The 26,633-nt window shown below is 63.3% G+C and carries 25 protein-coding genes and 1 pseudogene; 9 read left to right on the top strand and 17 right to left on the bottom strand.

Features of this window, described 5'->3' with window-relative positions; genetic code table 11:
* Positions 1-157 precede the first annotated feature (157 nt).
* Complete coding sequence (locus tag BcFMB_RS09125) at positions 158-835, top strand: DUF4190 domain-containing protein (protein ID WP_157775254.1); 678 nt, start codon at positions 158-160, stop codon at positions 833-835.
* A 331-nt stretch (positions 836-1,166) separates the two neighbouring features.
* Here BcFMB_RS09125 and dtd read toward each other — a convergent pair whose 3' ends face one another.
* From dtd to BcFMB_RS09095, 6 genes are all read right to left on the bottom strand, one after another.
* Positions 1,167-1,646 carry a D-aminoacyl-tRNA deacylase gene (gene dtd, locus BcFMB_RS09120; protein ID WP_024540611.1) on the bottom strand — a complete coding sequence of 160 codons (480 nt, stop codon included), beginning with the start codon at positions 1,644-1,646 and terminating at the stop codon, positions 1,167-1,169.
* A gap of 109 nt (positions 1,647-1,755) precedes the next feature.
* Positions 1,756-2,655 carry a carbohydrate kinase family protein gene (locus BcFMB_RS09115; protein WP_024540610.1) on the bottom strand — a complete coding sequence of 300 codons (900 nt, stop codon included), beginning with the start codon at positions 2,653-2,655 and terminating at the stop codon, positions 1,756-1,758.
* Between the two features lie 102 nt (positions 2,656-2,757).
* Positions 2,758-3,981, bottom strand: a complete 1,224-nt coding sequence (locus tag BcFMB_RS09110; RefSeq protein WP_099721616.1) for an ROK family transcriptional regulator — start codon at positions 3,979-3,981, stop codon at positions 2,758-2,760.
* A gap of 251 nt (positions 3,982-4,232) precedes the next feature.
* Complete coding sequence (locus BcFMB_RS09105) at positions 4,233-4,832, bottom strand: NAD(P)H-binding protein (protein WP_335617956.1); 600 nt, start codon at positions 4,830-4,832, stop codon at positions 4,233-4,235.
* 356 nt (positions 4,833-5,188) lie between these two features.
* The gene (locus tag BcFMB_RS09100) at positions 5,189-5,716 is read right to left on the bottom strand and encodes an NUDIX hydrolase (RefSeq protein ID WP_099721615.1); all 528 of its coding nucleotides are present in this window, start codon (positions 5,714-5,716) and stop codon (positions 5,189-5,191) included.
* Positions 5,713-7,296, bottom strand: coding sequence for an aminopeptidase P family protein (locus tag BcFMB_RS09095; RefSeq protein ID WP_024540607.1), 1,584 nt, complete (start codon positions 7,294-7,296; stop codon positions 5,713-5,715). The genes BcFMB_RS09100 and BcFMB_RS09095 overlap by 4 nt, the downstream gene beginning before the upstream one ends.
* 476 nt (positions 7,297-7,772) lie before the next feature.
* On the opposite strand from BcFMB_RS09095, the gene BcFMB_RS09090 reads away from it, so the two are divergent.
* The gene (locus tag BcFMB_RS09090; RefSeq protein ID WP_024540606.1) at positions 7,773-8,333 is read left to right on the top strand and encodes a GNAT family N-acetyltransferase; all 561 of its coding nucleotides are present in this window, start codon (positions 7,773-7,775) and stop codon (positions 8,331-8,333) included.
* 390 nt (positions 8,334-8,723) lie between these two features.
* Here the strand turns inward: BcFMB_RS09090 and BcFMB_RS09660 are convergent, their stop codons facing one another.
* Positions 8,724-9,182 (bottom strand): hypothetical protein, encoded by a 459-nt coding sequence (locus BcFMB_RS09660; protein WP_157775251.1) that lies wholly within the window; start codon positions 9,180-9,182, stop codon positions 8,724-8,726.
* Here BcFMB_RS09660 and BcFMB_RS09085 point away from each other — a divergent pair.
* The 3 genes from BcFMB_RS09085 to BcFMB_RS09075 all read left to right on the top strand — a co-directional run bounded on the left by BcFMB_RS09085 (position 9,148) and on the right by BcFMB_RS09075 (position 11,085).
* Positions 9,148-9,999: a hypothetical protein gene (locus BcFMB_RS09085; RefSeq protein WP_099721614.1), complete on the top strand. Its 852-nt coding sequence runs from the start codon at positions 9,148-9,150 to the stop codon at positions 9,997-9,999. The two genes, BcFMB_RS09660 and BcFMB_RS09085, sit on opposite strands and share 35 nt — an antisense overlap.
* Before the next feature lie 245 nt (positions 10,000-10,244).
* Complete coding sequence (locus tag BcFMB_RS09080; protein WP_152595887.1) at positions 10,245-10,775, top strand: hypothetical protein; 531 nt, start codon at positions 10,245-10,247, stop codon at positions 10,773-10,775.
* Between the two features lies 1 nt (position 10,776).
* The gene (locus tag BcFMB_RS09075; protein WP_099721613.1) at positions 10,777-11,085 is read left to right on the top strand and encodes a hypothetical protein; all 309 of its coding nucleotides are present in this window, start codon (positions 10,777-10,779) and stop codon (positions 11,083-11,085) included.
* Between the two features lie 342 nt (positions 11,086-11,427).
* On the opposite strand, the gene BcFMB_RS09655 is transcribed toward BcFMB_RS09075, so the two are convergent.
* Both BcFMB_RS09655 and BcFMB_RS09065 read right to left on the bottom strand, forming a co-directional pair.
* Entirely contained in the window at positions 11,428-12,348 is a 921-nt protein-coding gene (locus BcFMB_RS09655; protein WP_157775249.1) for a hypothetical protein, read from the bottom strand.
* Between the two features lie 380 nt (positions 12,349-12,728).
* Positions 12,729-13,340: a response regulator transcription factor gene (locus BcFMB_RS09065; RefSeq protein ID WP_099721611.1), complete on the bottom strand. Its 612-nt coding sequence runs from the start codon at positions 13,338-13,340 to the stop codon at positions 12,729-12,731.
* 127 nt (positions 13,341-13,467) lie between these two features.
* Between BcFMB_RS09065 and BcFMB_RS09060 the strand changes: the two genes are divergently transcribed.
* The gene (locus BcFMB_RS09060; RefSeq protein ID WP_099721610.1) at positions 13,468-15,075 is read left to right on the top strand and encodes a bifunctional folylpolyglutamate synthase/dihydrofolate synthase; all 1,608 of its coding nucleotides are present in this window, start codon (positions 13,468-13,470) and stop codon (positions 15,073-15,075) included.
* A gap of 588 nt (positions 15,076-15,663) precedes the next feature.
* Here BcFMB_RS09060 and BcFMB_RS09055 read toward each other — a convergent pair.
* The 3 genes and pseudogenes from BcFMB_RS09055 to BcFMB_RS09045 all read right to left on the bottom strand — a co-directional run bounded on the left by BcFMB_RS09055 (position 15,664) and on the right by BcFMB_RS09045 (position 20,377).
* Positions 15,664-16,623 (bottom strand): hypothetical protein, encoded by a 960-nt coding sequence (locus tag BcFMB_RS09055; RefSeq protein ID WP_157775246.1) that lies wholly within the window; start codon positions 16,621-16,623, stop codon positions 15,664-15,666.
* 1,175 nt (positions 16,624-17,798) lie between these two features.
* Positions 17,799-18,791 (bottom strand): annotated as a pseudogene (locus BcFMB_RS09050) (lipid II:glycine glycyltransferase FemX); the annotation flags it as partial.
* 56 nt (positions 18,792-18,847) lie between these two features.
* Complete coding sequence (locus BcFMB_RS09045) at positions 18,848-20,377, bottom strand: UDP-N-acetylmuramoyl-L-alanyl-D-glutamate--2,6-diaminopimelate ligase (RefSeq protein ID WP_099721608.1); 1,530 nt, start codon at positions 20,375-20,377, stop codon at positions 18,848-18,850.
* Positions 20,378-20,556: 179 nt separating this feature from the next.
* Here BcFMB_RS09045 and BcFMB_RS09040 point away from each other — a divergent pair, with 179 nt between their 5' ends.
* Positions 20,557-21,273, top strand: coding sequence for a sigma-70 family RNA polymerase sigma factor (locus BcFMB_RS09040; protein ID WP_162146634.1), 717 nt, complete (start codon positions 20,557-20,559; stop codon positions 21,271-21,273).
* Between the two features lie 44 nt (positions 21,274-21,317).
* A complete protein-coding gene (locus tag BcFMB_RS09035; RefSeq protein WP_024540596.1) occupies positions 21,318-21,557 on the top strand; it encodes a hypothetical protein in 240 nt (79 codons plus the stop codon).
* 87 nt (positions 21,558-21,644) lie between these two features.
* Here BcFMB_RS09035 and BcFMB_RS10105 read toward each other — a convergent pair whose 3' ends face one another.
* Together BcFMB_RS10105 and BcFMB_RS09030 are read right to left on the bottom strand one after the other, a co-directional pair.
* The gene (locus BcFMB_RS10105) at positions 21,645-21,719 is read right to left on the bottom strand and encodes a 50S ribosomal protein bL37 (RefSeq protein ID WP_369803150.1); all 75 of its coding nucleotides are present in this window, start codon (positions 21,717-21,719) and stop codon (positions 21,645-21,647) included.
* Between the two features lie 78 nt (positions 21,720-21,797).
* Positions 21,798-22,751 (bottom strand): aldose 1-epimerase family protein, encoded by a 954-nt coding sequence (locus BcFMB_RS09030; protein WP_099721607.1) that lies wholly within the window; start codon positions 22,749-22,751, stop codon positions 21,798-21,800.
* Positions 22,752-22,855: 104 nt separating this feature from the next.
* On the opposite strand from BcFMB_RS09030, the gene BcFMB_RS09025 reads away from it, so the two are divergent.
* On the top strand, positions 22,856-23,890 hold the full coding sequence (locus BcFMB_RS09025; protein WP_257790241.1) for a 4-hydroxy-3-methylbut-2-enyl diphosphate reductase: 1,035 nt from the start codon (positions 22,856-22,858) through the stop codon (positions 23,888-23,890).
* Between the two features lie 40 nt (positions 23,891-23,930).
* Here the strand turns inward: BcFMB_RS09025 and ybaK are convergent, their stop codons facing one another.
* The 3 genes from ybaK to BcFMB_RS09010 all read right to left on the bottom strand — a co-directional run bounded on the left by ybaK (position 23,931) and on the right by BcFMB_RS09010 (position 26,590).
* The gene (gene ybaK / locus BcFMB_RS09020; RefSeq protein WP_099721605.1) at positions 23,931-24,440 is read right to left on the bottom strand and encodes a Cys-tRNA(Pro) deacylase; all 510 of its coding nucleotides are present in this window, start codon (positions 24,438-24,440) and stop codon (positions 23,931-23,933) included.
* A gap of 107 nt (positions 24,441-24,547) precedes the next feature.
* On the bottom strand, positions 24,548-25,606 hold the full coding sequence (gene gap, locus BcFMB_RS09015; protein ID WP_024540592.1) for a type I glyceraldehyde-3-phosphate dehydrogenase: 1,059 nt from the start codon (positions 25,604-25,606) through the stop codon (positions 24,548-24,550).
* Between the two features lie 231 nt (positions 25,607-25,837).
* Positions 25,838-26,590 (bottom strand): thiamine diphosphokinase, encoded by a 753-nt coding sequence (locus BcFMB_RS09010; RefSeq protein WP_099721603.1) that lies wholly within the window; start codon positions 26,588-26,590, stop codon positions 25,838-25,840.
* Between the last annotated feature and the right edge of the window lie 43 nt (positions 26,591-26,633).

The raw sequence follows: 26,633 nt of genomic DNA, 5'->3' as shown, positions 1-26,633 counted from the left end.
GGCTGCCCGCCGCGGACCGCCGCGCTCGACGGAGGCGCGGGCTATGAGTGAATCGTGCGGAACGGCGGATTGCGCGGAATCGACGGATTGTGCGGGTCGTGCACGGGATTCGTACGGCATGTCATCGGATTCGCGGCGGTCCTCTAGGATGGGGGATATGGCAAACGAGAACGAACCCACGCCGATGGACGTGGCGGGCGGCGACGCCCAGCTCCCCTACGGCGATGCGGCGAACGGACAGCAGACGAACAACGCGGATGCGGGCGATGCAGCCGGCATGACGAGCGCGCAGGGACAGCCGGAATACGGCGCCTACGCCGATCCGGGGATGAGCGACGACGAACGCTATCCCTTCGGCAAACCGGACGAACCGCAGCCGGACATGTCGGCGCAGCCCGGACAATTCGGCCAGCCTGGACAGCCGGGAGCGTACCCGTCGGCGCCGTATCCCGGCATGCGGTACCCGTCGGGCGACAACCCTTACGGGCAGCAACAGGGCGCGCCCTACGGCCAGCAGCAGCCCGGCGGTTACTACGGGCAGCTGAATCCGTACGGCACGAACCGCCAGCGCTACCAGGAGTACGAGCAGCGCACCGGGACGCCGGAGGGCAACGGCTACGACGGCATGTGCATCGCCGGATTCGTGATGTCGCTGATCATTCCGCTGTTCGGCCTCATCTTCTCGATCGTCGGACTCGTGAACGTGCAGCGCACCGGCAAGCGCGGCCGCGGATTCGCGATCGCCGGCATCATCATCAGCGTGCTGTCGTTCCTTATGTCGTTCATGATGCTGAGCACCGGCATGCTGCAGCATATGATGAACGCCCTGATGTGATCCGCCGCGTCATGCGTCGCGCTGTGTGCGTCACGGTCTGCGCATGTGTACGCTGTGTGGGACGCTGAAGTGCGTGATTGCGTGCCGCACAGCGTATGCGTACGCAATGTGGGACGGAGGTGCCGGAACGTGTCACGGTCTGCGCATGTGTACGCTGCGTGGGACGCTGAAGTGCGAGGCAGCGTTCTGGATTGCGCATGCGTGCGCTGTCTGGGACGCATACGGGGCTGCGACGGTGTACAATGGCGGGCATCCGCGTTCCCGCGGGCGACCGCGGGAAGAAGTACGGGAATTCGGGCGGCAACCGGCGACGGTCGCCGCCCGAATTGCATCAGATGCCGAGTTCCTCGGTGTCGAAGAGGATCGTGACGGGGCCGTCGTTCGTCAGTGAGACGTTCATATGCGCGCCGAAGCGGCCGGTCTTCACGTCGAGTCCCTGCGCGCGCAGCGCGTCGTTGAACGCGAGCCAGACGCGCTCGGCGTGTTCGGGCGCGCCGGCGGTGACGAAGCTCGGACGGTTGCCCTTGCGCACGTTGCCGTAGAGCGTGAACTGCGAGATCGACAGGATCGCGCCGCCGACGTCGTGGATCGAACGGTTCATTTTGCCGTCCTCGTCCTCGAAGACGCGCAGGCTCGCGATCTTATGGGCGAGCCATGCGACCTGCCGTTCGCCGTCCGCATCGCCGACGCCGACGAGCAGCATGTAGCCGACGCCGATCTGCTGTTCGGGGAAGGTCGGGTCGAGTTCGCCGGTCGTCTCGTCGGTCACGGTCACGGCCGCCCGACTCGTTCTCTGCAGTACAACGCGCATGCCTGCACTGTAGCGCGCGTTGCGGAACGACGATGGCGTCCGCGGCCGGAGGTGCCGCGGACGCCATCGTGCGGATGAGAGTACGTCGCACGCGATGCGCGCGGACGGTTCACTGGCCGAGGATGTCCCTGAGGTAGTCGGGCATCGTCGCCGGGTAGGTCGGCCATGCGCCTTCCTGCGTGCACACGAACGCGGCCGTGTTGACGGCGGCGCGGTGCGCCAGACCGAGTGACTCGCCCGAGAGGATGCGGCCGGTGAAGGTGCCGGAGAACGAGTCGCCGGCGCCGACCGTGTCGACGACGGTCACGCGCGGCGTGTTCAGCGTCGAGATCTCGCCGTCGTTAGACATGATCGTCGAGAACGTCGCGCCGCCGGTCAGGATCAGGTAGCGCAGGTCGTACTGGTCGATGAACCACTTGCAGGCCTCCTCGTCGGAGGTGTTCTCGATGCCGAACATGCCGCGCAGCAGCAGCAGTTCCTCGTCGTTGATCTTGAAGACGTTCGCGTAGCCGAGCATCTCCTCGATGAGCTCCTTCGAATACATGTCGCCGCGCAGGTTGATGTCGAAGAACTTGAGCGCGCCTTCCTTCGTGTGCTTGAGCAGCTCGATGATCGTGTCATGCGATTCGGGGGAGCGCAGCGCGAGTGTGCCGAAGCACACGGCATCGGCCTGCTCGACGATGTCGATGAGCTGACGCGTATAGGAGATGTGGTCCCAGGCGACGTTCTCGACGATCGTGTACTCGGGGATGCCGTTCTTGAGCGCGACCTCGACGGTGCCGGTCGGCCAGGCGTTGCGCTGCAGGACGGCGTGGATGCCGGACTTCTCGGCGGCGATCGCGAGCTCGTCGCCGAGGTCGTCCTCGCCGACCGCGCTGATCGAGTACGCTTCGGCGCCGTTCATCATCGCATGGTAGGCGAAGTTGACCGGCGCGCCGCCCGCGCGCTTGCCGGTGGGGAACATGTCCCACAGGAGCTCACCGAGGGAGACGACGATTGGCTTGGCCATGATGACCCTTCTTTCTGCTGTTGGTTGATGTTGGTTTGGTTGGAGATTGGTTGATTGGTTGAGTTGGTCGGTTGGTTGAATCGGCCGATCGGTGCGTCCGCGTCAGTCCCCGCGTCTTCGCCGCGCGACGTCGGCGAAGCGCGACGGCTGGTCGAGGAACGCGGTGATCGCGACGGCCGCCGCACCGGTGACGGCGGCGTCGGTCGGCAGGTCGGACAGGGTGACCGTCGTCGTCGCGGCAAGTTCGGGGAGCACACGGTTTTCGACGACATGCATCGCCGCGTCGAGCAGCGGTACGCCGGCGTGCGCGACGATGTCGCCGATGATGATGCGCCGCGGATTGAAGGCGTTGATGATCGTGACGAGCCCGTAGCCGACGTAGGTGCCGACATGGCGCACGAGTTCGAGTGCGCGCGCGTCGCCGTGCGCTGCGAGCGCGAACAGCGCCTCGCACGCCTCGATGTGCGTCATCCGGTCGGAGTCCGCGACGATGCCGCCGTCCTCGTCGAGCGTCGCGTCGAGCGCCTCGTGTATCGCGACGGCCGAGCAGTAGCGCTCGAGGCAGCCGTGGTTGCCGCAGTCGCAGCGCCTGCCGTTGACGTCGATGCTCACGTGGCCGATCTCGGTGGCGGTGCCGCGCGCGCCGTCGATCGTGTGTCCGCGTTCGATGACGCCGAGGCCGACGCCCTCGCCGATCAGATAGTAGGCGAGGTCGTCCTGTGCGCCGTCGTCGCCGAACAGCTGCTGTGCGAGCGCGCCTGCGCGCGCGTCCTGCTCGATGAACACCGGCACGTCGAAGGCATCGGCGAACTCGGCGGGGAAGTCGACGTCGCGCCACTGCTGCATCGACGAGACGACGGCCGTATGCCCGTCGTCGCGCAGGTAAGGTCCGGGCACGGCCATGCCGATCGCGACGACGGTGCCGAAACGCGCCATGATTCGGTCGATGCGCGCTTTGAGCGAGGCGATCGCATCGTCGATCGACGGATGGTCGGTCGTTATGTCCACCCAGATCTGCTGCGCATCGCCGGCAAGGTCGAACAGGCCGACCTGGATGAGGCTGCGCGCGAACTTGACGCCGATGACGTGGAAGCGTTCCGGGTCGATCCGCAGTCCGATTGAACGGCGGTTGCGCGCGCCTTCGATCTCGCCGGTCTCGGCGATGAGGCCCTCCTCGATGAGCTTCGCCGTGATCTTCGTGATCGCGGCCGGCGTCAGCCCGAGCGCCTTCGCGATCTGCGCGCGCGAGGAGACGCCGTTGCCGTACAGGAAGCGCATGACGCGTGAACGGTTGTATTCCGACTGGCTGGTTTGTTCGTCCGCCATCACACCTCCCTGTGTCCATGCATCGAGTCCCCGTGGCTGCCGTAGTCGCGGGCATTGATTGATTAACTGCGTTAAATGTTAACGTCGTTAACTCATGATGGCAAATCGACACGCCGAAGTCGGGAAGGCATGAAAACGGCCGGCGTCACGCCCGCATTGCGCATGACGTGACACCGGCCGTTTTCTTCCGCCGGAGGATGATCGGAGGAACGAATCGCGCGAACCGCATGGATTCGCGTGGGATGTCCGGACTACTCGGACAGATGCTCGGTCGAATCCGACAGCATCCACGACGGGCGGTCGCCTTCGGTGCCCGGCTTGTCAAGGCCGATCGAGGAGCGAAGCTCCTCGCCCGGATGGAGCAGCAGCCTGACGACCTCGCTCGCGACGGACTTGCGCGACACCTCGGTGCCGCGGAACAGCTCGCCCTTCTCGGTGACCTCGAAGTCCACCTCGTCGTTGTCGGTCAGCCATGCCGGACGGATGATCGTGTACTCGAGGTCGCTCGCCTCGATGACGTCGGCGGCCTTGCGGTAGTTGGTCAGATAGTCGCCGAGCACCTTCGTGTTCCATGCGCCGAACTCGCCGGGCACCTCGCCGTAGATGCCGAGCGACGAGATCCAGATCAGGCGCCTGACGCCGGCCTTGTCCATCGCGGCCACCGTCGCCTGCGCCATCGGGATGATGTCCTCGCTGCTGCCGCGTCCGCCGGACAGATTCGCGTAGACGGCGTCGGCGCCTTCGATCGCCTGCGCCACGTCGGCCTCGGACTTCGCGTCGCCGGTGACGACGGTCACATGTTCATCGTCGAGGATGTCGGCGCCGAGCTCGTTGTCGCGATGGATGAACAGCGTCAGGTCGACGTCGCCCTACTTGAGCAGCATCCGCTCGGCGAGACGCGCAATGCGTCCGCTCGCTCCCAGAATCGCGATCTTCATATGTGCTCACCTCGGTTGTTGGTGGGACGCCCCGTCCGGGCGCCCGTGCGGCGCAGGCCCCCAGGGGCGCCTGCGCCTTGCGCCGTTCATCATAGGAAGATTCGCCGCCGCCGGCGTCGTGCTTGCTCTCGGCTCATTCGCTCCGGCGAAACCGGGGCGTTATGTGCGCGATGTCCGAAGAACACGCGGTCGGTTATACCGAGGGGAGGAACCGGGAATATCGATGCGTATCCCCGGTTCCTGCCCTCGGGGGATGGGCGGTGCGCCGCTCAGCGGTGGATCGCCGTGCCGCGGAACGTGAACTGTGCACGGGCGTCGCCGTCGTCGCGGCGACGCAGGAAGTCGCGTGCGGCCGCGATGCGCTCGCGCGAGCTCGCCGTCATCGGTTCGGGCAGCTCGTCGGGGTCGAACCAGCCGACCGACAGCGACTCGTCGTCGGCGACATGCGGTTCGCTGCGGCCGTCGGGGTCGATCTCGGCGACGAACAGATGGTCGAGATACTGCGTCCGGTCTCCGTTGGCGTAGGTGATGACGCGGTCGTCGGCCTTGACGGCGACGAGGTCGGTGACGATGACGTCGATGCCGGTCTCCTCCTTCGTCTCGCGCGCGACGGTGTCCGCGGGCTGCTCGCCGGGCTCGATGATGCCGGAGACGAGCGCCCACTTGCCGGTGTCCGCACGCTGCTCGAGCAGCAGCAGGCCGCTGTCGTCGACGATGTACGCGGAGACGCCCATCAGCCACAGCGGCGTGTGGCCGATGTGCTCGCGCAGCTCGAGGATGAACCCGGGCGTCGTCATCGAGCGTCCTTCGCGCCTTCGGCGGCCATCTGCGCCATCCACGCCTCGACGTCGTCGATCTGCTTGGGGATGCCGGCGGAGATCCATTCAGGGCCGTCCTCGGTCATCAGCACGTCGTCTTCGATGCGGATGCCGATGCCGCGGTACTCCGGCGGGATCATCAGGTCGTCCTCGCGGAAGTAGAGTCCCGGCTCGATCGTGAACACCATGCCCGGCGTGATCTTCGCGCCCTGATACGACTCGTAGCGGGCCTGCGCGCAGTCGTGCACGTCGAGGCCGAGATGGTGGGCGACGCCGCAGGCGAGCCAACGGCGGTGCTGCTGGCCTTCGGGCGACAGGCTCTCCTCGACGTCCACCGGCAGGATGCCCCAGTCATGCAGCCGTTCGGCGATGACGCGCATGCAGGCGTGGTGGATGTCCGAATAGGTCGCACCCGGCTTCGCGGCCTCGAAGCCGGCCTGCTGCGAGTCGAGCACGGCCTGGTACAGCTTCTTCTGGAAATCGGTGAACTTGCCGTTCGTCGGGAACGTGCGCGTGATGTCGGCCGTGTACAGGGAGTCGACCTCGACGCCGGCGTCGATGAGCAGCAGCTCGCCGGCGTTGACGGTGCCGGTGTTGCGGATCCAGTGCAGGATCGGCGCATGCGCGCCGGAGGCGATGATCGTGTCGTAACCGACCTCGTTGCCCTCCTCGCGCGAGATCGCATTGAACGCGCCTTCGAGGATGCGTTCGGAACGCGGCTTGCCGAGCGCGCCCGGCAGCTTGCGCAGGATGTTGTCGAAGCCGTGCTTCGTCGCGTCGACGGCGCGGCGGATCTCGCGCACTTCGAAGTCGTCCTTCTCCATGCGCGCCTCGGAGGCGAACTCGTGCAGCTTGTCGTCGCGCACCGTGTTGTCGGCTTCGTCGGGGAAGCCGTGCTCGGCGCGCAGCCCGTTCACCGTCGCCGTGATCTGCGGGTCGGTCTCGCGGATCACGCGCAGCTGAACGGCGCCGGCCTCGTCGCCGACGTCCTTGCCGAGCATGTCGGCCAGCTGTGCGATGTCATGCGTCTCGATGCCGGTCATCGCCTCGAGTTCCTTCAATCCCGCGCGCGGGCCCACCCAGTACTCGCCGTAGTGCGGGTCCTTGAAGAAGTCCTGCGTGTAGTGGTCGGCGCGGGGCGCCACGAACAGCATCGGCGTGTGCGTGCCGTCGGCGTTCGGATCGAGCACGAGCACGGCGCCCGCCTCGTAGTCCTGGCCGAGACCGGTGTAGTACGAGAACGCCGAATCCGGGCGGAATGCGTAATCGCAGTCGTTGTTGCGCACCTTCGGCTGGCCGGCCGGGATCACGAGGCGTTCGCCGGGGAACGCCTCGCTCAGCGCCTGCAGACGCGCCGGGATGTACGCGGCGGATTCGAGACGTTCGATCTTCGGCTCGTTGTCGTCCCAGCCGCTGCTCATGAACTCGACGAACGCCTCGGAGCGCGGACGCAGCGAACGGTTGTTGACGCGGTCTCCCATCGGCTGGTCGTCGCCGGGTGCGGCGGCCTGCTCGCACGCCTCGTATGCCTTGTCCTGGTCGGTGATCACTTCGCTCATATCGGTCCTTTCTGCGAAGTTCGCGAATGTTGTCGTCCTCGCCCCACATCGTAGTCGTCCGAGGAAACCTGTTTCGTCGGACGGAGGAACGACGCGCGGCGCGGCCGGCCGGTCCGGCGCGGCGGACGTGCGTCGCGTATGGCAGCGGGGGCGTGCTGCCGCATAGGTCGATAGTTCGTCCGTGCGGGCGGGTTATGCGGGGCACGTTCCGTTCGGCCGTGCGTCGTCGGCGATTCGATGGTCGATATTGAATGATGATGCGCGATGATGTGCGTATGAGTCGATTTCATGTGCGTATCTGTTCGTTGGTGTGGAAAGGCGGAAAGGATTCCGTGGGAGCGCCGCGCATATGTCGAAAGAAGCGGCGTCGGATGCGGTTATGCGGACGCGCGCATTGCCGCGAGGATGTCGGCGTGCGCGTCTCCGGGGAAACACCAGCCGGTCCGTGCGTGAAAACGGCCGCCTACAATGGAACCATGACCATCTATGACAGCTGCCCGGAACTGTGCGACGACCTGTACCGCATCCGGCTGATCGAACCCGACGACGCCGAGGACCTGCTCGCCGTGTACGGCGACAGGCTTGCGCTGCCGTTCCTCAACTCCGACAACTGCCACGGAGCGAACTTCTATTGCCGTGACGTGCGCGACGTCGAGGAGAGCATCAGGTACTGGCTCGCCGAATACCACGAGCATCGTGCATTTGTGCGCTTCGCCGTGGAATCATTGGAAACGGGGGCCGTGATCGGCACCTTGGAGATGTTCCGCCGCGAAGCCGACGACTACTACGATGACTGCGGCATCCTGCGCATCGACCTCGCGGTCGACTATGAGCGCGAGGACGTCATCGAAGACATCCTCGAACTCGTCTCCGCGCCGTTCATGACGCTGTTCGGCTGCGCGAGGATCGCGACGAAGGCGCCGCTGTACGCGGTCGAGCGCCGCGCCGCGCTCGCGGACGCCGGATACGTCGCGACACGCCGGCCGCTGATCGGCCACGACGGCACGCACTACTACGACTACTGGGTGATGGAGTGAGCCATGTCATTCGCCAATAATGGTGCCTTGTTTTCGGTAGCGGAGATTCGTGCCTCCTCTGCACCCGGAGCCGACGGTATCCGCCGGTCCGTACTTGCTCCTGCGTGCAGATTGCATCTGATTTCCGGCATGGCGCAATGGCTGCCAATACGATTTCGTGCATACTGTCGTGCCGCGACGCGGGCGTTGCTCGTGATCTGCGTTCCATGCGGACTGATGACGGCCGATGGAAACGCACGGTCATGCGGTGTGCCATGATGATTGGCATCTGCTGACTTTGGCCGTGCCTTGCGCGTATTGTGCGGTAATCGACCAGACTCGGCGACGGCATCGTCGTCTGGTCGCGAATCCGTTCGCAGGCCGACCGTCGGGAGACATCCGGGGATGGATTCATGATTCCGCGCAATCTATAATCGATGCACAGCGTGGTGCTCGGGAAGGGGGCGACATGAACACAAGAAGGGATATCCGCGGGTCCTTGGCGATGGTGGTCGCATGGGCATGCCTGCTCGTCGGGCGTGCGGTGTGCAGAAAATCGAGCCGAGCCAGGTGGATCTGAGTCAGGTGGTGATGGCGGTCGGTCTCAATCCGCCCGCGCAGAAATTCACGACGAGCGAGCGCGGCATGGTGGCGCTCGTGCGCAAGGACGGCACCGCGCAGTTCATCGACACGGCAACGACAACCCCGCAGAACATGGCGTGGAATGAATCCGGGCTGTTCTTCGACGATAAGCGCAGCGATTTCCATATTGCGAACACCCCCCGGGCGCGGGTATGTGAGCAGGCGCGAGCAGCCGGATGTTCCGGGATTGCAGATGGTCGCAATCGACGACCGCACGGTGATGGCCATGTACCAAAGCGCGTATTCGCAAGCGCAGCAGAGCGGTATGGTGCAGACCCAGTGGTTCACGCCGCAGCCGCAACAACCGGTGACGAGCCCCGCCGAGACACCGGTCGCCGTGGCGCACCGTGCGAGTGGTGTGTATGCGGTGGGCGGCGCCGGCAACGACTACACACTGTATTCGGTGAGTGAATCGCAGGGGATGAGGAAACTGGTCACAAAATCTGTGGATTCCCGGTTCACGCCGGCGTTCGCTTCCGGCTTGGTCCCCTGTGCGGACGACGGGATCACGCTGTTCGGCGACATGGACGACGAAGCCAAAGGCAACGGCTACGGTTCGCAGATGCTCGCACTGCTCACATGGAATGTGAAAACGCAGGAGTTGACACAGAACACGGTGACTACGGCGAGCGGCGAGGCGCAGCGGTACGTCGGCGAGGAGAGCTTCGTGTACGGGGAGCAGCTGACGTGGCGATCGGAGGACACGCATGAGATGATCGCGATGAGCATGGGAGGCGATGTCGAGATCATCGATATGCGCACGGCCCGGATCACCGATTCCGCAGAGCCGCCGCAGACGTTCGACGTGACGTTCGACGTGGGGAAGGGGCAGTATGGCATCGTGGGCGCCGGTGATTTCGCATATATGGTCTTCATGCCGGAGGGAGGCTCGAACGACGATGCGAAGATCTATGTCCACCGCAAGTCCGATTGGGAACTCGTGCATATGATTGCCGCCCAAGGCGCGCTCAATGATCTGCTGGGTAATCGCAAGGAGCTCTACCCGACGGTGTTCGCGGCTAATCCGAACATGCAGTGGAATTGACGGGCAACGTGACAAGGTCGTCCATTCGCCCTCGTCGATATATGTCCGTACAGCGCCGTGCGGTGGGGCCAGCTTTACCGTCGTCCAATGGAATGAGCAGGCGATCCTATGGGTGGTTAGCGAAAATTGACTATTTGGGGGACAACGATGGGTTGAATGCGTAATTCATTGGTGTTGAAATGGAATTATTCCGTTCATAAGAACGGAATAAAACACAGATCTCGAAAGAGGCTGCCATACGTCATATGCGATATGCAAATAGAATTTGTGTCGGTGTGTTGGCGGTTCTGGTGGCGATGTCGTTCGCTGGATGCGCGCAGCGCTCGACGGATTCGCCGGCGTCGACGACTTCGGTTGGTGTGGATACGCAGGAGGGTTCCTTGATGAACTCAGTGCGTACCGAGTTCACGCCCAAGGCGCTTCGTGCATACGTCGAGTATGTATATGGTGACGAAGCTGGAAGATTCCTTGGTTCCGCCGTGGTGGAGGGTCGCAAGACCGTTCCCATTGCTGAAGTCGATGGTGCTCCAGCCACCGCGTACGCTATCACCTATTATTGCGATCCTGCGCACGACGTGCCGTTTGACATCGGTATGCAGCAGGGGAGGCGGTATCGGCAGATGGTGCATGTGGAAGGCTGTCCGAAGTTGGGGGATTCAGGAACGGTTTCAATGGCCGAGAGCCAGCTTTCTGGAGCCACTGGCGTCACGGTCGATGCAGGGCGTGGACGTGTGCTTGTAGTCGTCTACGAAATCAAAGATGATCAGGAGAACTGAAATGAAAACGCTGCAGAAAGTGACATGCGTCATCGTCGCCTCGATGCTGGTGCTATTCCCGGCGACGGCATTTGCCGATGAGGGCGATGGTATTATGCCGATGGCCTGTCCGGAAGTCGGGCATCATCAAAACGTCACAAATCACACCACTTTTTTCATGACGGGCAGTGCGCCTAAACATTGGGTGGCTCCCGGGATAGTCTTTACAGGACAGGCTAGTGAATCCACCACTGTGGCGGCGAGCGTCAGCGGCGGCGTCGATGCTGAGTTCTTGGCCTTTTGCCAACGCCAATGTGCATGCTTCCCTTGATGGTAGTCATACCGTTTATGGAGGTGCAAGTTGGAGTTGGAAGAATAATTCCAATACGACGAAGTGGGTTCAGTTGGGTGTCAATGGACATGAGTTTGATTACTTGCGATACGATGTTGTCGCACTGTGTAATGTGGTCAATAGCGTGAAAAAACATGCTAAAATGCCTACTAATCAACCTTGTTGCAATCATAATTGAGGTATGTAGAACTGCGCGTGCTTGAACCCATGTTGCGGTTTGGTTTTACCGTTTGACAGGATATGCAGTCGGTTGCTGAGGTGAATGGACTGCATATCCTATCATTTCTGATTATCTGTAATAATTCTTTTGATTTATGGTTTTCAATCTTCTATTGAGGTGGGTATGCTGATGAAATCGATTCTTTCCATTTTATTATCCATTGTGCTTATTGTTGGTCTGGCTCCATATGCTGTCAGCGAGGCTCTACAGGTAGGTATGGAACACATTGACGGCGTCATTGCGTATATCGTTCCCTGTCCGCCGTTTCTTGAATGGTTGTGTGGCAAAATACTAGCCGGGATGGCGATGGTCGTTATCCAGATGTTGTCCTCGTCTACCATGGCAACAGCGCCGCCGAGTGATTCCACGCGATTTTGTAGCATCGTCAAGCCATGGTTCGAGCACTGAGGCTTGTCGTGTTCTTCGATGCGCATATCGTTGATGGTGACGATTCTCACCGCGATGGCGGTCGTAAAGGTGATCTGCACCATGTATGAGTCACTTCCATGCTTCATTATGTTGTTACACAGTTCAGTGCGCATTGAATTGACGACGTTTGCCAATTGAGATTCGGGATTGCTGGTGCAAATAATGGATCCTTTGAAATGAGCGGTTTCGAGTCTATGCTGCTGTTTGATAATGTTTTGGCATAGTTGTGTATATCCATTGGTTGGATTATGCGAATCATCGCGTAAGGCGGCGGCCGTGCTTGCCGATAACGGCGTGATCACATGGTTTCGCAGTGTTTGCAAAGTATCTTCAAGTGTTGCAATGATTGTCGGCAGGGGCGTTTGCGTTGTGCTGTCGCCGGGTGAGTCTTGCATGCTGCGACAGAGCAGTGGCATGTATGATAATGATCCGGCAACTTCGTCATGCAGTGTTGAGAGCAGCTGAGGCTGTTCCCCTTGGCGCTGTTCGGCATATTTCTTTTGGGTGTATTTGCGATTGCAGCGCAGCATTATGCCCATGATATTTGCGAGCAGAAACGAACAAACGAACGTTACGGCACTGGCTGTGGTCATTTGCTGTTGATACATGGTGAGTGTTGCGGTACTGGCGGCGACCGTCACACCTATGGGGATTGACCAGCGTGGTCGGATCTCGGCTCCTGGAACGCCGAGTGCTACCTAGGCGCTCCAGAATATGGTGGGCATGTGCACGACGAAAGGCAGTAGGAATGCCGTTGCCGTAAAGACGCAGATCACAATGCTGAATACAATTGGTTTCCATGCAATCGCAATGGTGAGGAGTAGGAATAACCAGCTGAATATAGTTTCAAATAGTGAAAGATGATGCCATACCATCAGCCATTCGATGCAGTAGAACGCGACGCAGCAACAGACGGCAATGAGGATTACGCTGTGATTTGTCAAAGCGCGACGTAGTGTGTTCATGAGTGCCCCTAAATCCAATTGTTGCGCACACAAGTTACGATCGCTTCGGTGCGTGAATGAACGTTCAGCTTTCTGCATGCGCGTTTCACGAATGTTTTCACGCTCGACTCGGACACGTTCATCAAGTGGCAGATGGCGAGCATTGTCTTGCCCTGCGCATAGCAATCGAGCGCCCGCAGTTCGGCGTCGGACAGCGGGTTGGCGTGCGGGCTCTGCGGGAACCAGCGGGTCAGCGAATCGTCGTGCAGCAGCATGCCCGCCAGGCGGACGATCTCCTCGACCCGCGATTCCTTGGGCAGCACCACTAGGCCGGGTTCGGCGACCAAGTCGGGAAATGCGGAGATGCCGATGGCCACCATTTCGGGGTGGCGTTCGCGCAGTGTATGGAACAGCTCACGTCCGTTCATGCCCGGCATTTCGATGTCGGTGAGCACGATTGCGGGGTGAGTGCCTTCCTGCCCGCAACGGGTCAGCGCCTGCCCGGCGTCGGTGAGCGCCCACAGCACGTCCATCGGTGTGTTCGCGAAACCATGCGCGAGGAAATCGGCGACCAGCGGGTCGTTGTCCACAATGCCGAGCGTGTACCGCCGATCCGTTGCCATGCTCACATCGTCATCCATACCGCCCCCCATGTTTAACCATGTAGGAAACACCATAGCGTGCGCTCGCGGTGGACGGTCTGGCACGGGCATAGAATGGACGGTTGTATCAATCGCTGACGCAGACAGCGGGAAGGGCGGAACACGCATGGCAGACAAGAGCAGCATCCACGACGTCGAACGCGACATCATGAGCCGTCCGAGCGAGAGGAACACGACGAACCTCGACCTCAAACGGATGAAGATGATCCTCGACCTGCTCGGCAACCCGCAGGACTCGTTCCGCGTCATCCACATCACCGGCACGAACGGCAAAGGGTCGACGGCGCGCATGGCGGAGGCGATCTGCCGCGCGTACGGCATGCGCACCGGCCTGTACACGTCGCCGCACCTCGAACACGTCAACGAACGCATCGCGATCGACGGGCAGCGTTTGTCCGACGACGACTTCGTCGACCTGTGGGATCAGGTCAAGGACTTCGTCGCGCTCGTCGACAAGAAGATGGACGAGGAGGGCGCGCCGCGCATGAGCTTCTTCGAAGTGCTCACGGCGATGGCGATCTGGAAGTTCGCGGACGCGCCGGTCGACGTCGCGATCGTCGAAGTCGGCATGGGCGGACGTTGGGACGCGACGAACGTGCTCGACGCGGACGCCGCCGTCATCGGACCGATCGACATGGATCACATGGCGTGGCTCGGCGACACCGTCGAACAGATCGCGCAGGAGAAGGTCGGCATCATCAAGCAGGGCTCGACGGCGATCATCGGCCGGCAGCCGCACGAGGACGAGGTCATGCCGATCATCGAACAGGCGGCCGCGGAGAACCATGCGACGCTCGTGCGCGACGGCGTGGAAGCGGAGGTCGTCACGCGCGTGCCCGCCGTCGGCGGACAGGTGATCACGCTGCACACGCCGAACGGCACCTACGCCGACGTGCCGCTCGACAAGTTCGGCGAGCATCAGGCGCACAACGCGCTTGCGGCGCTGTGCGCGGCCGAGGTCGTCATCCCGGTCACCGGCGCGCTCGACGGCGATCTGGTCGCCGAGGCGCTGAGCTCGGTGAAGATTCCGGGACTCATCGAACAGGTGAGGAACTCGCCGACGATCATCATTGACGGCGGACACAACGTCAACGCCGCCGAAGCGCTGCGCGCGGCGATCGAGGAGAACTACGACTTCACTCAGCTCGTCGCCGTCGTTGCGATGATGGAGGACAAGCAGGTCGAGGAGTATCTCGGCGTGCTCGAGCCGATCGTCAGCGAGCTCATCGTCACCGAGAACTCGTGGAGGGACCGCGTGATGCCGGCGGACAAGCTCGCGAAGATCGCGCGCGGCGTGTTCGGGCCGGAACGCGTCACCTGCATCCCGTCGCTGCCCGACGCGATTCAGGAGGCCGTCAACCGTGTGGACGCCGACGACGAGCTCGGCGTCGGCTACGGGCACGGCGTGCTCATCTGCGGCAGCTTCGTCACCGCAGGCGACGCGCGCATGCTGCTCAAGGAATCGATTCATCCGGATCTGCAGAAGACGAAGGAGGAGCGTGTGCATCAGGTCGCGGTGACGCCCGAGGCGCGCGGTGCCTCGGATGCTGCGTCTGCGGATGTTGCGTCTGCGGATGCGGAGATGGACGCCGCCGAGCGTGAATACGAATCCGACGAGGACACCGATTTCGACGTCTTCGACGTGCGCGGCATCATCGGCGCGGACGATGCGGACGATGCGGACGATGGCGCGGACGGCGCAGCAGGAAACTGATTGAGCCGCCGTCAGTGGCATTCTATGGGTGTGACACCCATAGAATGCTGCCGATGGGTTGAGCGGCGGCATTTTGTGGGTGGGGTTACCCATAGGATGCCGTCTGTTGGTTATATGGCGGTATTCTGTGGGTGAGGTTACCCATAGGATGCCGCCGATGGGTTGAGCGACGGCATTCCGTTGGTGAGGTTACCCGTGGAATGCCGCCGCTGACATGTGTGGCGCCGTTTTGTTGGTGACTCACCTATGGAATGACGTCTATAGGCTGGTAGATGGCATTCTATAGGTGTGCCCACCTACAGAATGCCGTCGCTGGGTTGATGGATGGCATTCCGTGGGTGCGGTTGCCCATAGAGTGCCGTTGCTGATGTGTACGACGGCATTCCATTGGCGGCTCACCGAGGGGATCCCATTCGTGGACTGGGAATTGGCGTTTTGTGGGTGTGCCCGCCTGCAAAATGTCATTGGCGGCATGTGCAGTGGCATTCTGTAGGCGTGCTCACTCGTAGATGGCCGCCTGCAGGTCGGCGGAAGGCGTTTTGCGAGTTGGACGCACTCTTAGATCGACCTTGTGCGGGGTGCCGCAAATCAGCGAATGCGGGGGACGCCAGCCTCATCGAGTTTGCGGTACAGACGTTCGCGATGGATGATGTCGTCGAAGTTGAAATGCACGATTTTCGTGACACCACATGCCCTGAGATGATCATCGCGCTCGCATTGCATGCTCACATGCGTGTTCACTTCGGTCCATGTCGCACCGTACTTCGCCATGCCATCGTATTCACCGACGATGATGGATCCGTCGGGGAACACCCATGCGAAGTCGACGCGCAACGGGAAGTCGGGATTGTTCGGGTTGGGGAACGGATACTGCAGTTGGGGAGGCAGATAGCCGCCCTCCTCGATGACGGCGCGCGCCCGCGATTCGGCGCCGTTGTCGCTGCGAGGATCGGCGTGGGTGACAATGGCGTTGATTCTGTTTGCATCGTCGAGAGATGAGACAGGGAATTGCGTCAGCGACGTGATGTCGAAGCCACCGCCCCTGATCGCCGAATCGGCGAGCGGCAATGCAAGCTCGAACGGTAGCAGACGGGCGCAGTCGAACAAGGTTTGCGCGAGGGATGTGACCTGCACGCCGCCGGACATCGTCGTCGGCGTATCGGGAACGTACAGTGTGCGCTTCACGAAACCGTGTTTGATGCAGACATAGGTGCTGCTGCGTGCAGGAGAGGCAATCGTCAGTTCGCCATCCCGATGGATCTCGTAGGGCTGCTCGATATCGAACATGCAGATGGCGCTTTCAGCGGCGAAGACCCATGTCGGATGGATCGTCGACAATGCTCTCACGATGGCTCGTTTGCGTTTGATCGGATTGAGTCGTTCCCACACATCGGCGCGAATGTACAGCAGCGGGTATGGGTTGATGAGTTCGCCCGATGCGAAGCGGCGGGCGCACTTGCGGCGCATGTTTGCGTCGGCCGGTATCGCGCACCGGCCCTCTCGTTCCGCGGCGTCCAGAAGCTCTTCGATTTGCGTGTCCTTGTTCATGCCACGACGGTACGAACGTCGCGCATCGGAACGCAAGCGTGAACGGGGTATGTGACCGGAAGGGTGTGTCGCGCCCGAAAAGTGGATAACCGGCGGTCTTAGCGGAAAAATGTGGATAACCATGTGGAAAACAAGATGTCGGTATGGCGCCGGGCATCGGTGTCGCAGGAATGACACAGTGGCTGTGGCTCAGTCATATGCCGATCCGTTGTCATGGTGCAGTTCCGTTGTCATGGTGCAGTGGCATTCCGTAGGCGATGCCATGCGTCTTCACTGACCGTTTCATAGGCACATTCACTCGTAGAGCGCCGCTGATGGGCTGCGTGGCGGCATTCTGTAGGTGATATCACTCAAATACTGCCGTCGCCGGAGTGATCTGTGACATTCTATGGGTGAGATTACGCGGATATTGCCATTGGTGTGGCGGTGAATGGTCTTCTGCTGGTACGGCCACCTATGAAATGCCGTCTGCAGGATGATCAATGGCATTCTGTCGGTGTGGTCACCTGTGGAATGCCATTGTCGGGTTGAATGGTGGCATTTTGTAGGTGAGGCTACGCGAATACTGCCATCGATGGGGTGGAGGATGGCATTCCGTAGGTGTGCCACTCATGGAATGCCGTCGATGATTTGCGGCGTGACATTTTGTAGGTGAACTTACGTATGGACCGCCGTTGGTAGAGGTTGTGGTGGCAGTCGGTGGCTGAGTCCGATCACATACCGCCGTTGGTAGAGGTTGAGGCGGCAGCTGTTGTTGGGATCGATCACATACCGCCATTTGAAAGACATGGAAGCGGGCCGATGACCGTGAAGAGGTCGCCGGCCCGCACAGCGCAGTGGGAGAATGGAGACTACTTGGCGGAGTCTCCCTGCTGCTCGGCGGCGGTCTTTTCCGTCTGTGCCGGCTGCTTCGCGGTCTCCGTCTGCATCTGGGGCTGCTGCGTCGTCTGCTGCGGGACGGATGCGGCAGCCGCCTGCACTGCCTGCACGGCCTCCGTCTGGGGCTGCTTCGCATCGGTCTTCGTCTGTGCGGCCTGGGACGCCTCCTGCCTTACATCAACCACCGTCCGCGCCTTCGTCTGCTGCGCCGCCTTCATCTGCGCTTTCTGCGCGGCGGCCTTCTTCTCGGCGGCCTCACGCTGCTCGGCCTTCTCGGCGTTGCCGTGCACCTTCGGGCGCAGCGCGCGGCGCACGTCCTGCAGCAGCCGCAGCGACTTGTAGAACGTCTTCTTGATCGGGACGTCACGGCCGGCGGCGATCGTCGTCGTGGTGTCGGAGAACTTCGTCTTGAACTCGTTGAGCGACTTGAGCGACGGCGCGAAGTCGTTGCCGATGCCCATCAGGTCGAGTTTCTCGTAGCCCATCTGTCCGAGCTCGCAGGCGACCGTGTACAGCAGCTTGTCCGGCACATGCTGCCGCTTGACGGACGTGAGCATCGACGCGTAGTAGTAGACGCCGGTCCTGCCCTGCAGCGTGACGATCGTCCATGCGACGACCTTGCCGTCGATGCGCGCGCCGAACACGCGGCAGTGTTCGGGGCCGAGCGCCTTGATCATGTCCGTGTAGTCGCTCATCGGCGCCGGCATGAAGCCGTCGCGCTTCGCCGTCTCCACCATGACCGCGTAGTAGTCGGTGAAGTCCTTCGTCGCGATCGCGGTCTCGTCGGCGCACGTCGCCGGCGATTCGCGCAGCGCCTTGCGCACGTCGCGCCTGCCACGCTTCTTCATGCGCGCGAGGAGCTCCTCGTCACCGCCGGTGATGTCGAGCACGACCGTCTCGTTGTACGGCACCGTCGACAGCACCGGATACGTGTTCCTGTCCGACCATGTGTCGATGCGCAGGAACACGACATGCCTGTCATGCGATTTGACGAAGTCGACGAGTTCGGCGATGACCGCCTGTTCGAGCCGCTCGTCCGGCTTCGTCTTCCAGACCGGGCCGTGCATCGCGCGCAGATAGTGGTAGCCGTGCGTCTCCATGTCGATCAGCGAGATGACGGCGACCACCGCGTTGTCGTCGCGGATGACGAGGCAGCCCCACGGCGCGCGTCCCTCGACGCCCGCCTGGAAGTCCGCCCACACCGACGTCTGCTCGATCGGCAGTTCGATGCCGTTGGCGTCGGCCTCGCGTTCCATCGTCTGCGGACTGACGCGTTCGATCGTGATCATGATGTCCTTTCGTTCCTTGGCGTCCCTATTCTAAGCGTTGCGCGCGTCCGGCGCGTTCAGCTGAACAGACGCCTGATGATGCTCGAGTCGCCCTCGTACGGCACATGCCTGTTGTGCATCTTGATCCAGCGTTCGTCGCCCTTGCCGATCAGCAGCAGCACGTCGAAGCCGTCATGCTCTCGCGCTTCGGCGACGACGTCCTCGACGGCGCCCGCGCGGTCGATGATGATCGACGCGTCGACGTCCGGATTCGTCACGTAGCCGAGCATCTCCTCGGCGATCGCCATCGGATCTTCGGTGTTCGTGTCCTCGGTCGTGAGCATGATGCGCTGCACGCGGTCCTGCGCGGCCTCGATGATCTCCCGGCGGCGGTCGAGCGCCTTGTCTCCCGCCGACCCGGTGAGCAAGGTGATCCGCGGACGCCGCGCGCCGTACTTGCGTTCGACGAAGTCGAGCAGCGCGTTGACGGAGGCGTAGTTGTGCGCGTAGTCGACGATGGCGACCGTGTCCGACTGCGGATCGCGCGTCTCCTCCATCCTGCCGGCGATGCGCACGTCGGCCATCGACTGCAACGCGCGCGGATCGTGGATGTCGATGCCGACGATCTGCGCGAGCGCGAGCGCCGCGCAGGCGTTCGCGTAGTTGAAGTCGCCTTCGAGCGCGAGGCTCAGCTCGCCGATCGGCTGGCCCTGCGTGAACAGGAAGGTCGTGTGCGTGTCGTCGATCGGCTGCGCGGTAACGTCGGCGGTCGCCTCGTCGATCGAGAAGGTCGTGACCGGAACGTTCGCGATCGTCGCGTCCTCGGCGACGAGATTCGCGTAGTCGCCGGGCACGCCGAGCACGAGCGCGTGCGTGTTGCGCACGATCTGGCGCTTGCAGTGCAGGTAGTCTTCGAAGGAGGGGTGTTCGATCGGGCTGATGTGGTCGGGGGAGATGTTGAGGAACGCGGCCGCGTCGAAGGTCAGGCCGTAGACGCGGTTGACCTTGTACGCCTGCGAGGAGACCTCCATGACGAGGTAGCGCATGCCGTTGTCGACGGCCTCGCGCATCATGCGCGCCGCGTCGAGCGATTCGGGCGTCGTCAGGTCGGATTCGACGTAGTGGACGCCGTCGACGCAGTTGTCGACCGAGGAGAACAGCGCGCACTCGTTGCCGCTCATCGCGTTGATGATCGCGTGCGTGAAGTATGAGGTCGTCGTCTTGCCCTTCGTTCCGGTGACGCCGATGAGCTTGAGCTCGCGTTCCGGATAGTCGTAGAAGGCCTGGGAGAGCAGGCTGAGCGCCTTGCTCGCGTCGTCGACGATGAGGCCGGGGGCGCGCGTGACGCCGCTGTAGTCGTGTTCGGCGACGTAGGCGGCCATGCCGCGCCCGTCGGCGCCGTCGAGGTATTCGGCCTTGAAGTTGCCCTTGCAGCACATGAGCGTGTGCGGCTCGATCTGCTTGGAGTCGTAGGTGATGTGCGCGAAGGGGACGTCGGAATCGGGGATCGTGGACGCAAAGTCGGTCCAGCGGTCCGGTGTGATGATCTCCCGCAGCAGATCGTGCTCGCCCAGCAGTGCGGCTGCGGATTGCAATGTCAGCGTCATGGCTCGTGCGCTCCTTGAGGTACCCGGTGATGTCGTCCAAGCATTCTACCGCGCGGCTTGCATCGGGCCGCCGGCTCGGCCTGCGGCGGACCATAACGCCGTGGGCTTGAGCGCCCGGATCCGCGTGCGGTCTGCGTACAATGGAAGGCGTGACCGAACAAGAGACGAAAGCCGAGACGATGGAGGCCAAGCGCGCGCGCTTCGAGAAGCTCGCGATGCCCGCCGTCAACGCGCTCTACCGTCAGGCGATGAAATTCACCAACAATCCGGAGGATGCGCAGGACCTCGTCCAGGACACCTTCGAACGCGGCTTCAAGGCCTTCGACTCGTTCAAGCCGGGATCGAACTTCGAGGCGTGGATGACGACGATCGAACGCAACGCCTTCTTCAACCAGTACGCAAAGGCCAAGCGCCGTCCGCAGCGGGCGAACGACTCGACCGGCGAATACGACGACTGGGACATCTACGCCGCCTCCGAGCACGCCTCGCAGGGCCTGCGCTCGGCGGAGCAGGAGTATCTCGAGGCCTTCGCGCCCGAGGAGATCATGGCGGCGCTCAACAAGCTGCCCGAGGAACGCCGGCAGGTGTTCATCGACGCGGCGATCGACGGCAAGTCGTACCAGCAGGTCGCCGACGAGCAGGGCATCAAGATCGGCACCGTCATGAGCCGGCTCAACCGCGCGCGCACGCAGCTGCGCAAGGAGCTCGCCGAATACGCGGCGGCGCGCGGCTACGGCAAGGGCTCGGACGGCGCGAAGACGACGCGCCGGCGCGGCCGCAAGCCTGCCGCCGACGTTGTCGCCGTCGTCAGCGGAAATAAAAAGACGTCGAAGACCGTTGAATCTGATAGCGACCACGAACTCGTGGACAATACGGCGAAGGGCGGTGCGCGATGAACGCGGAGGAACGGCCCGGACGGGAACAACTGGGAAACGACGAGATGAACGATGCGAACAAGGAAGCGAGCGGCGGCGACTGCTTCGATCCGGACACCTGCTGCGACCATTACGAGCAGATGATGATCCGTGCGATGCGCGCGGTGCTGAGGCCCGAGGAGGCGCCCGAATGCCTCTATGAGAAGCTCAGGATGACGCTCGACGCCTGCTGCGGGCACGCCCATGTGACGCATACCGTCGTCACGCACACCGTCGTGCGCCACCATGGCGCCGACGGGCAGTGAACGGTCCGCGGATACGAAAGAAGGCCCCTTGGGAACCTCGGTTCCCAAGGGGCCTTCTTTCGCGTTGTTCAGAACGAACCCGGCGAATCAGGCATTTGGCCTTTTGCCGTGGTTCGCAGCCTTTTTGCGACGAGCCTTACGCTTGCGTCCGCGCATTCCCATGATGGACTCCTTTGGATAGAACAATCAATGCTAGCCTTGATTAGCCTACAGGATTATCGCATGGCGTGCCGACGTGGCTCAGTCGAGCATGCCGATGAACATGCGCGTCTCGCTCGTCTGGGCGGGTTCGATGCGGATCAGGTCGATGCCGGTGTTGAACGCGTTCGCGTACGCCGTCTGCGGTTCGACGGCGACGCCGGCGGGGCGGATGGCCGCCGGGAAGCCGGTGCCGGTGCAGATCTGGAACGACGTGATCGTCGCGTCGCCGCCGACGGCGACGCGCCTGCCGTCCGGACGCGTCAGCGTCGCCGTCGCGTTGCCGGACATGTCGTGGCGCACGTCGGTGAGCGCGTCGTCGTACGGCTGTTCGTCGAGCGCGCGCGGTGTGCGGAAGTCGAACTTCGTGCCGTCGACCGGCTCGGTGCCGACCGGGATGAGGTCATCGTCGACCTGCACATGCGTGGCGGCGCCGATTTCGAGCGTGCACTGCGCGTTCTGCGCGTCGATCTCGTCGCCGTAGCCGTCGAGACCGTTCGCGATCCACGGGTGCATCGCCAGCGCCCACGGCGCCGCATGGTCGGAATGGTTGTGCGCGCGCACGAGGATGTGCAGGCCGTCGTCGTCGAGCGTGTAGGTCACGGTGACGAGCAGGTCGAAGGGGTAGTAGGGGGCCGGCGGCATGCGCCACGACAGCGTCGCCTCGCATTCGTCGAGCCGTTCGAGACGCCAGTACTGGTCCTTCGCGAAGCCGTGGATCGCGTTGTCGCGGTCCGGCTCGTTGATCGGCAGCTGGTAGTCGACGCCGTCGAAGCCGTAGCGGCCGCCGGCGACGCGGTTCGGGAACGGGATGAGCAGCTGCCCTTCGCAGCAGCCGACGATGTCGTTCGCGCCGAGAGGAACGGTCACGTCGACGCTGTCGCAGGTCAGGACGCGCAGCGTCGCGCCGAGTTCGGTGATGACGGCACGGTACCGGCCGTGCTCGATCGTGTACTGGTCGCCGGTGCGCGGCGGCAGATTGGTTGTCAGGGACATGGCATGCTCCATTGGTTGCCTGGGGCGGCCGCGCATGCGTCAGGCGCGGCCACCCCGGAGGGTTGATGATTCACCGAGCCATCATAGTCGTCGTCGGCTGCGACGTGTACGTCGTTTGCTATCGTGGGGAGTCGTTTCGAAACAGGAGGGCCGAGGACATGGCACGACGCATCATTCTGGCGAATCCGCGCGGGTTCTGCGCGGGGGTGGACCGCGCGATCCAGACGGTCGACACGATTCTCAGGGCCGCGCATGGGCCGCGCGCCGACGGACTGCCGCCGGTCTACGTGCGCCGGCAGATCGTGCACAACCGGCATGTCGTCGAACAGCTCGCCTCCCGCGGCGCCGTCTTCGTCGAGGAGCTCGACGAGATTCCCCACGAGGCCGCGGCCGCCGGCATCCCGGTCGTGTTTTCGGCGCACGGCGTATCGCCGGCCGTGCAGCGCGAGGCGGACCGGCGCGGGCTGGCGGTCGTCGACGCGACGTGCCCGCTCGTGGGCAAGGTGCACCGCGAGGTGCTGCGCTTCGTGCGCGAGGGGTATGAGATCGTCTACATCGGGCACAACGGCCACGACGAGGCCGTCGGCGTCGTCGGCGAGTCGCCGGAGCATGTGCATCTGATCGAGCACGCCTCCGACGTCGACGGCCTCGACTTCGCGCCGGGCACGAAGCTCGTGCTGCTCACGCAGACGACGCTCAGCGTCGACGAGACGGCTGACGTCATCGCCGCGCTGCAACGGCGCTTCCCGTGGATCGAGCTGCCGCCGAGCTCGGACATCTGCTATGCGACGTCGAACCGGCAGGAGGCCGTCAAGCTCGTCGCGCGGCAGGCGGACTGCATGGTCGTCGTCGGTTCGGCGAACTCGTCGAACTCGGTGCGGCTGATGGAGGTCGCGAACGAGGCGCTCGGCGCGCGCGGCGAGGCGCACCGCGTCGACGACGCCGACGAGATGGATCCGTCATGGTTCGACGGCGTCGACGCGGTCGGCGTCTCGTCGGGCGCATCCGTCCCCGACGAACTCGTCGCCGGCGTCGTCGCAAGGCTGCGCGGGCTCGGTTTCACCGAGGTCGATGCCGTCGAGACGATCCAGGAGAACATGCATTTCGTGCTGCCGAAGGAGCTGCGCGCGCGGCGCTGACCTGTGCGGTGCGCCGGCCGGCGCGCACCGCGCTTCGCGCTCAGTACGATTTGTTCGTCGTGCCGATCGGCGCGACGGTGGCGCCGAGCACGTCGACGAGGTCGTGCGGGTCGACGCCGAGGCTCAGGCCGCGCCTGCCGCCTGAGACGAGGATGACGTCGAAGTTCATCGCCGAGGCGTCGAGCACGGTCCTGTGCCGCGTCCTCTGGCCGAGCGGGGAGATGCCGCCGACGACGTAGCCGCTTTCGCGCATCGCGACCTTCGGATCGGCCATCTCCGCCTTCTTCGCGCCGACGGCGTGCGCGAGCTCCTTGAGGCTCATATGGCCGTTGACCGGCACGATGCCGATGACGCGTTCGTCGCCGGTGTCCGCCATCAGCGTCTTGAACACCTGCCGTTCGTCGTAGCCGAGCTTGCGCGCCGCCTCGAGGCCGTAGCCCTCCGCGTCGTCGTTGCTGTGCTCGTATTCGTGGATCGTGAACGTGACGCCCGCCTTCTCCAGCTGCGCGATCGCCGGCGTCGCGGCCGCCTTCTGCTTCTTCTTGCCCATGGCACCAGTGTAGGGCGGCCACAGGGCAACGAAAAAGGGGCTTTCGCATCAGCGAAAGCCCCTGCCGTCAGCGATGCCGTTCAGGCATCAGCATGACATGAGGTGACTCACTCGGAGAGCTCGGCGAAGTACTCGAGCGTGCGCACCATGTTCGACGTGAAGCCGTACTCGTTGTCGTAGAAGGCAACGGTGCGGGCCATCGTCACGCCGTCGACGGCGTTGACGTCGGTCTGCGTCGGATCGAAGACGCCGCCGTGGGTGTCGCCGATGATGTCGCCGGAGACGATCTCGTCATCGTTGTAGCCGTAGTAGTCGCAGTTCTCGAACGCGTCCTTGAACGCGGCGTTGATCTCGTCGGCGGTCGCCGGCTTGTCGAGGACGGTGAACAGCTCGGTGATCGAGCCGTCCGGGACCTGCACGCGCTGGGCATGGCCCTGCAGCTTGCCGTTGACCTCCGGGACGACCTTGCCGATCGCCTTCGCGGCGCCGGTCGAATGCGGGATCGTGTTGACCGCGGCGGCGCGCAGCGCACGGCCGGTCTTGTTGCCACGCGGGCCGTCCAGGATCATCTGGGTGCCGGTGTAGGCGTGGATCGTCGTCATGAAGCCGGCCTTGATGCCCCACTTGTCGTTGAGCAGCTTGACCATCGCGGCCATCGAGTTGGTCGTGCAGGAGCCTGCGGAGACGATGTTGTCGTCCTTCTTGAGGATGTCGTGGTTGACGCCGAAGACGACGGTCGGGGTGGTCTCGTCCTTCGCCGGGGCGGAGATGAGGACCTTCTTGGCGCCGGCGTCCAGGTGGGCCTGGGATTTCTCGGCGGAGGTGTAGAAGCCGGTGCACTCGAGCACGAACTCGACGCCGTCGTTGGCGACCCACTTGAGGTCGCGCGCATCGCGCTCGGCGTAGACCGGGTATTCCTTGCCATCGACGACGATGGCGGTGTCGGTGGCCTTGACGTCGACCGGGGTGCCGTCGACGTGCTTGAAGACGCCGTGGGTGCTGTCGTACTTGAGCAGGTAGGCGAGAGCGGCCGGCGAGGTCAGATCGTTGATCGCGGTGACCTCGATGTCGGCGGCTTCGCCACCCTTCTCCTGCAGCTCGAAGATGCGGCGGAACGCGAGGCGGCCGATGCGGCCGAAGCCGTTGATACCAATCTTAACTGTCATGTAGTTTCTCCCTTGGGGACAGCTTCGGGACGTTCGCACGCCCTTCGGCTTGGTTAACCAACGACTCTCACTCTAATGGCTTTGCTTGACTTAGGCCATTCTCCGCGCGCGCCGAAAACAGTTGCAATTGCCGTGCGAACGTATGCACATCGTGCTACGTGCGCGCGGCGTCGCACGCCGCCGCGCGAGGCCGTCGGACGCCGCGGTCGTCGTCGCATATGCCGCCCGCGCTCAGCGCCGCACGAGCGCCGACGTGACCTGCGTCGACGGCGCGCCGAGGTCACCGTGCGCATGCGCGCCGACGAGCGCCGGCAGCGGCGCCGCGTCGTCGAACACGACGATTAGGATGCCGCGGCGCACCGCGATGCGCGACGCGAGGCCGTCGACGAACTCGTTGCTCAGGCCGTTGACCTCGAGGTTCGTCATCGTCGCGTCGTCGAGCCCGTACTTGAGACCTTCCTCGCACACGCCCTCGGCGACGTCGGTGTGCGCGAACACCGAGACGTACCGCGTCGCGGGCACCGCATGCGCCGGGAATTCGAGCGCGGCGTCGGCGAGCGCCGTGACGACGCGGCCGTCGCCGTGCAGATAGGCGATGCCGCCGTGCGCGGCGACGAGCGCGGTCTGCTGGATGTTCGATATCGTATGGTCGACGCGGCCGCCGAGCGCGCCGTAGACGTGGAACTCGCGCGCGCCGTGCCTCCAGCCGATCTTGAGCGCGCTCAGCAGGTCCGGGTCGTCCTTCTGCGACGGCAGCGCGACGGTGCGCGCGCCGATCGCCTCGCGCGCAGTCGACGTCGAATCGAAGTCGCCGACGACGACGTCGACTTCGACGCCGAACGCGCGCGCCTGGTCGTAGCCGCCGTCCGCGGCGACGACGAAGGCGCCCCGTGGCGGCATCTGCGGTGCGCCGTAGTAGTCTCCGGCGCCGAAGACGACGCAGACCGGCGACGGCGGCCGTGACGACGATGATGGATGCGGCATGGTCCCTCGATTCCCTCGCTTGCTATGATTTTCGATGATAATC

It is taken from the genome of Bifidobacterium choerinum (assembly GCF_002761235.1).
Lineage (GTDB): Bacteria > Actinomycetota > Actinomycetes > Actinomycetales > Bifidobacteriaceae > Bifidobacterium > Bifidobacterium choerinum.
This window is presented reverse-complemented; position numbering and strand designations above follow the sequence as displayed.

Coding starts and splice junctions, on each gene's coding strand:
- BcFMB_RS09125 (WP_157775254.1), top strand. CDS start 158: ATGGCAAACGAGAACGAACCCACGCCGATGGACGTGGCGGGCGGCGAC.
- dtd (WP_024540611.1), bottom strand. CDS start 1,646: ATGCGCGTTGTACTGCAGAGAACGAGTCGGGCGGCCGTGACCGTGACC.
- BcFMB_RS09115 (WP_024540610.1), bottom strand. CDS start 2,655: ATGGCCAAGCCAATCGTCGTCTCCCTCGGTGAGCTCCTGTGGGACATG.
- BcFMB_RS09110 (WP_099721616.1), bottom strand. CDS start 3,981: ATGGCGGACGAACAAACCAGCCAGTCGGAATACAACCGTTCACGCGTC.
- BcFMB_RS09100 (WP_099721615.1), bottom strand. CDS start 5,716: ATGACGACGCCCGGGTTCATCCTCGAGCTGCGCGAGCACATCGGCCAC.
- BcFMB_RS09095 (WP_024540607.1), bottom strand. CDS start 7,296: ATGAGCGAAGTGATCACCGACCAGGACAAGGCATACGAGGCGTGCGAG.
- BcFMB_RS09090 (WP_024540606.1), top strand. CDS start 7,773: ATGACCATCTATGACAGCTGCCCGGAACTGTGCGACGACCTGTACCGC.
- BcFMB_RS09085 (WP_099721614.1), top strand. CDS start 9,148: ATGGTCGCAATCGACGACCGCACGGTGATGGCCATGTACCAAAGCGCG.
- BcFMB_RS09660 (WP_157775251.1), bottom strand. CDS start 9,182: ATGGCCATCACCGTGCGGTCGTCGATTGCGACCATCTGCAATCCCGGA.
- BcFMB_RS09080 (WP_152595887.1), top strand. CDS start 10,245: ATGCGATATGCAAATAGAATTTGTGTCGGTGTGTTGGCGGTTCTGGTG.
- BcFMB_RS09075 (WP_099721613.1), top strand. CDS start 10,777: ATGAAAACGCTGCAGAAAGTGACATGCGTCATCGTCGCCTCGATGCTG.
- BcFMB_RS09655 (WP_157775249.1), bottom strand. CDS start 12,348: ATGACCACAGCCAGTGCCGTAACGTTCGTTTGTTCGTTTCTGCTCGCA.
- BcFMB_RS09065 (WP_099721611.1), bottom strand. CDS start 13,340: ATGGATGACGATGTGAGCATGGCAACGGATCGGCGGTACACGCTCGGC.
- BcFMB_RS09060 (WP_099721610.1), top strand. CDS start 13,468: ATGGCAGACAAGAGCAGCATCCACGACGTCGAACGCGACATCATGAGC.
- BcFMB_RS09055 (WP_157775246.1), bottom strand. CDS start 16,623: ATGAACAAGGACACGCAAATCGAAGAGCTTCTGGACGCCGCGGAACGA.
- BcFMB_RS09045 (WP_099721608.1), bottom strand. CDS start 20,377: ATGACGCTGACATTGCAATCCGCAGCCGCACTGCTGGGCGAGCACGAT.
- BcFMB_RS09040 (WP_162146634.1), top strand. CDS start 20,557: ATGGAGGCCAAGCGCGCGCGCTTCGAGAAGCTCGCGATGCCCGCCGTC.
- BcFMB_RS09035 (WP_024540596.1), top strand. CDS start 21,318: ATGAACGATGCGAACAAGGAAGCGAGCGGCGGCGACTGCTTCGATCCG.
- BcFMB_RS09030 (WP_099721607.1), bottom strand. CDS start 22,751: ATGTCCCTGACAACCAATCTGCCGCCGCGCACCGGCGACCAGTACACG.
- ybaK (WP_099721605.1), bottom strand. CDS start 24,440: ATGGGCAAGAAGAAGCAGAAGGCGGCCGCGACGCCGGCGATCGCGCAG.
- gap (WP_024540592.1), bottom strand. CDS start 25,606: ATGACAGTTAAGATTGGTATCAACGGCTTCGGCCGCATCGGCCGCCTC.
- BcFMB_RS09010 (WP_099721603.1), bottom strand. CDS start 26,590: ATGCCGCATCCATCATCGTCGTCACGGCCGCCGTCGCCGGTCTGCGTC.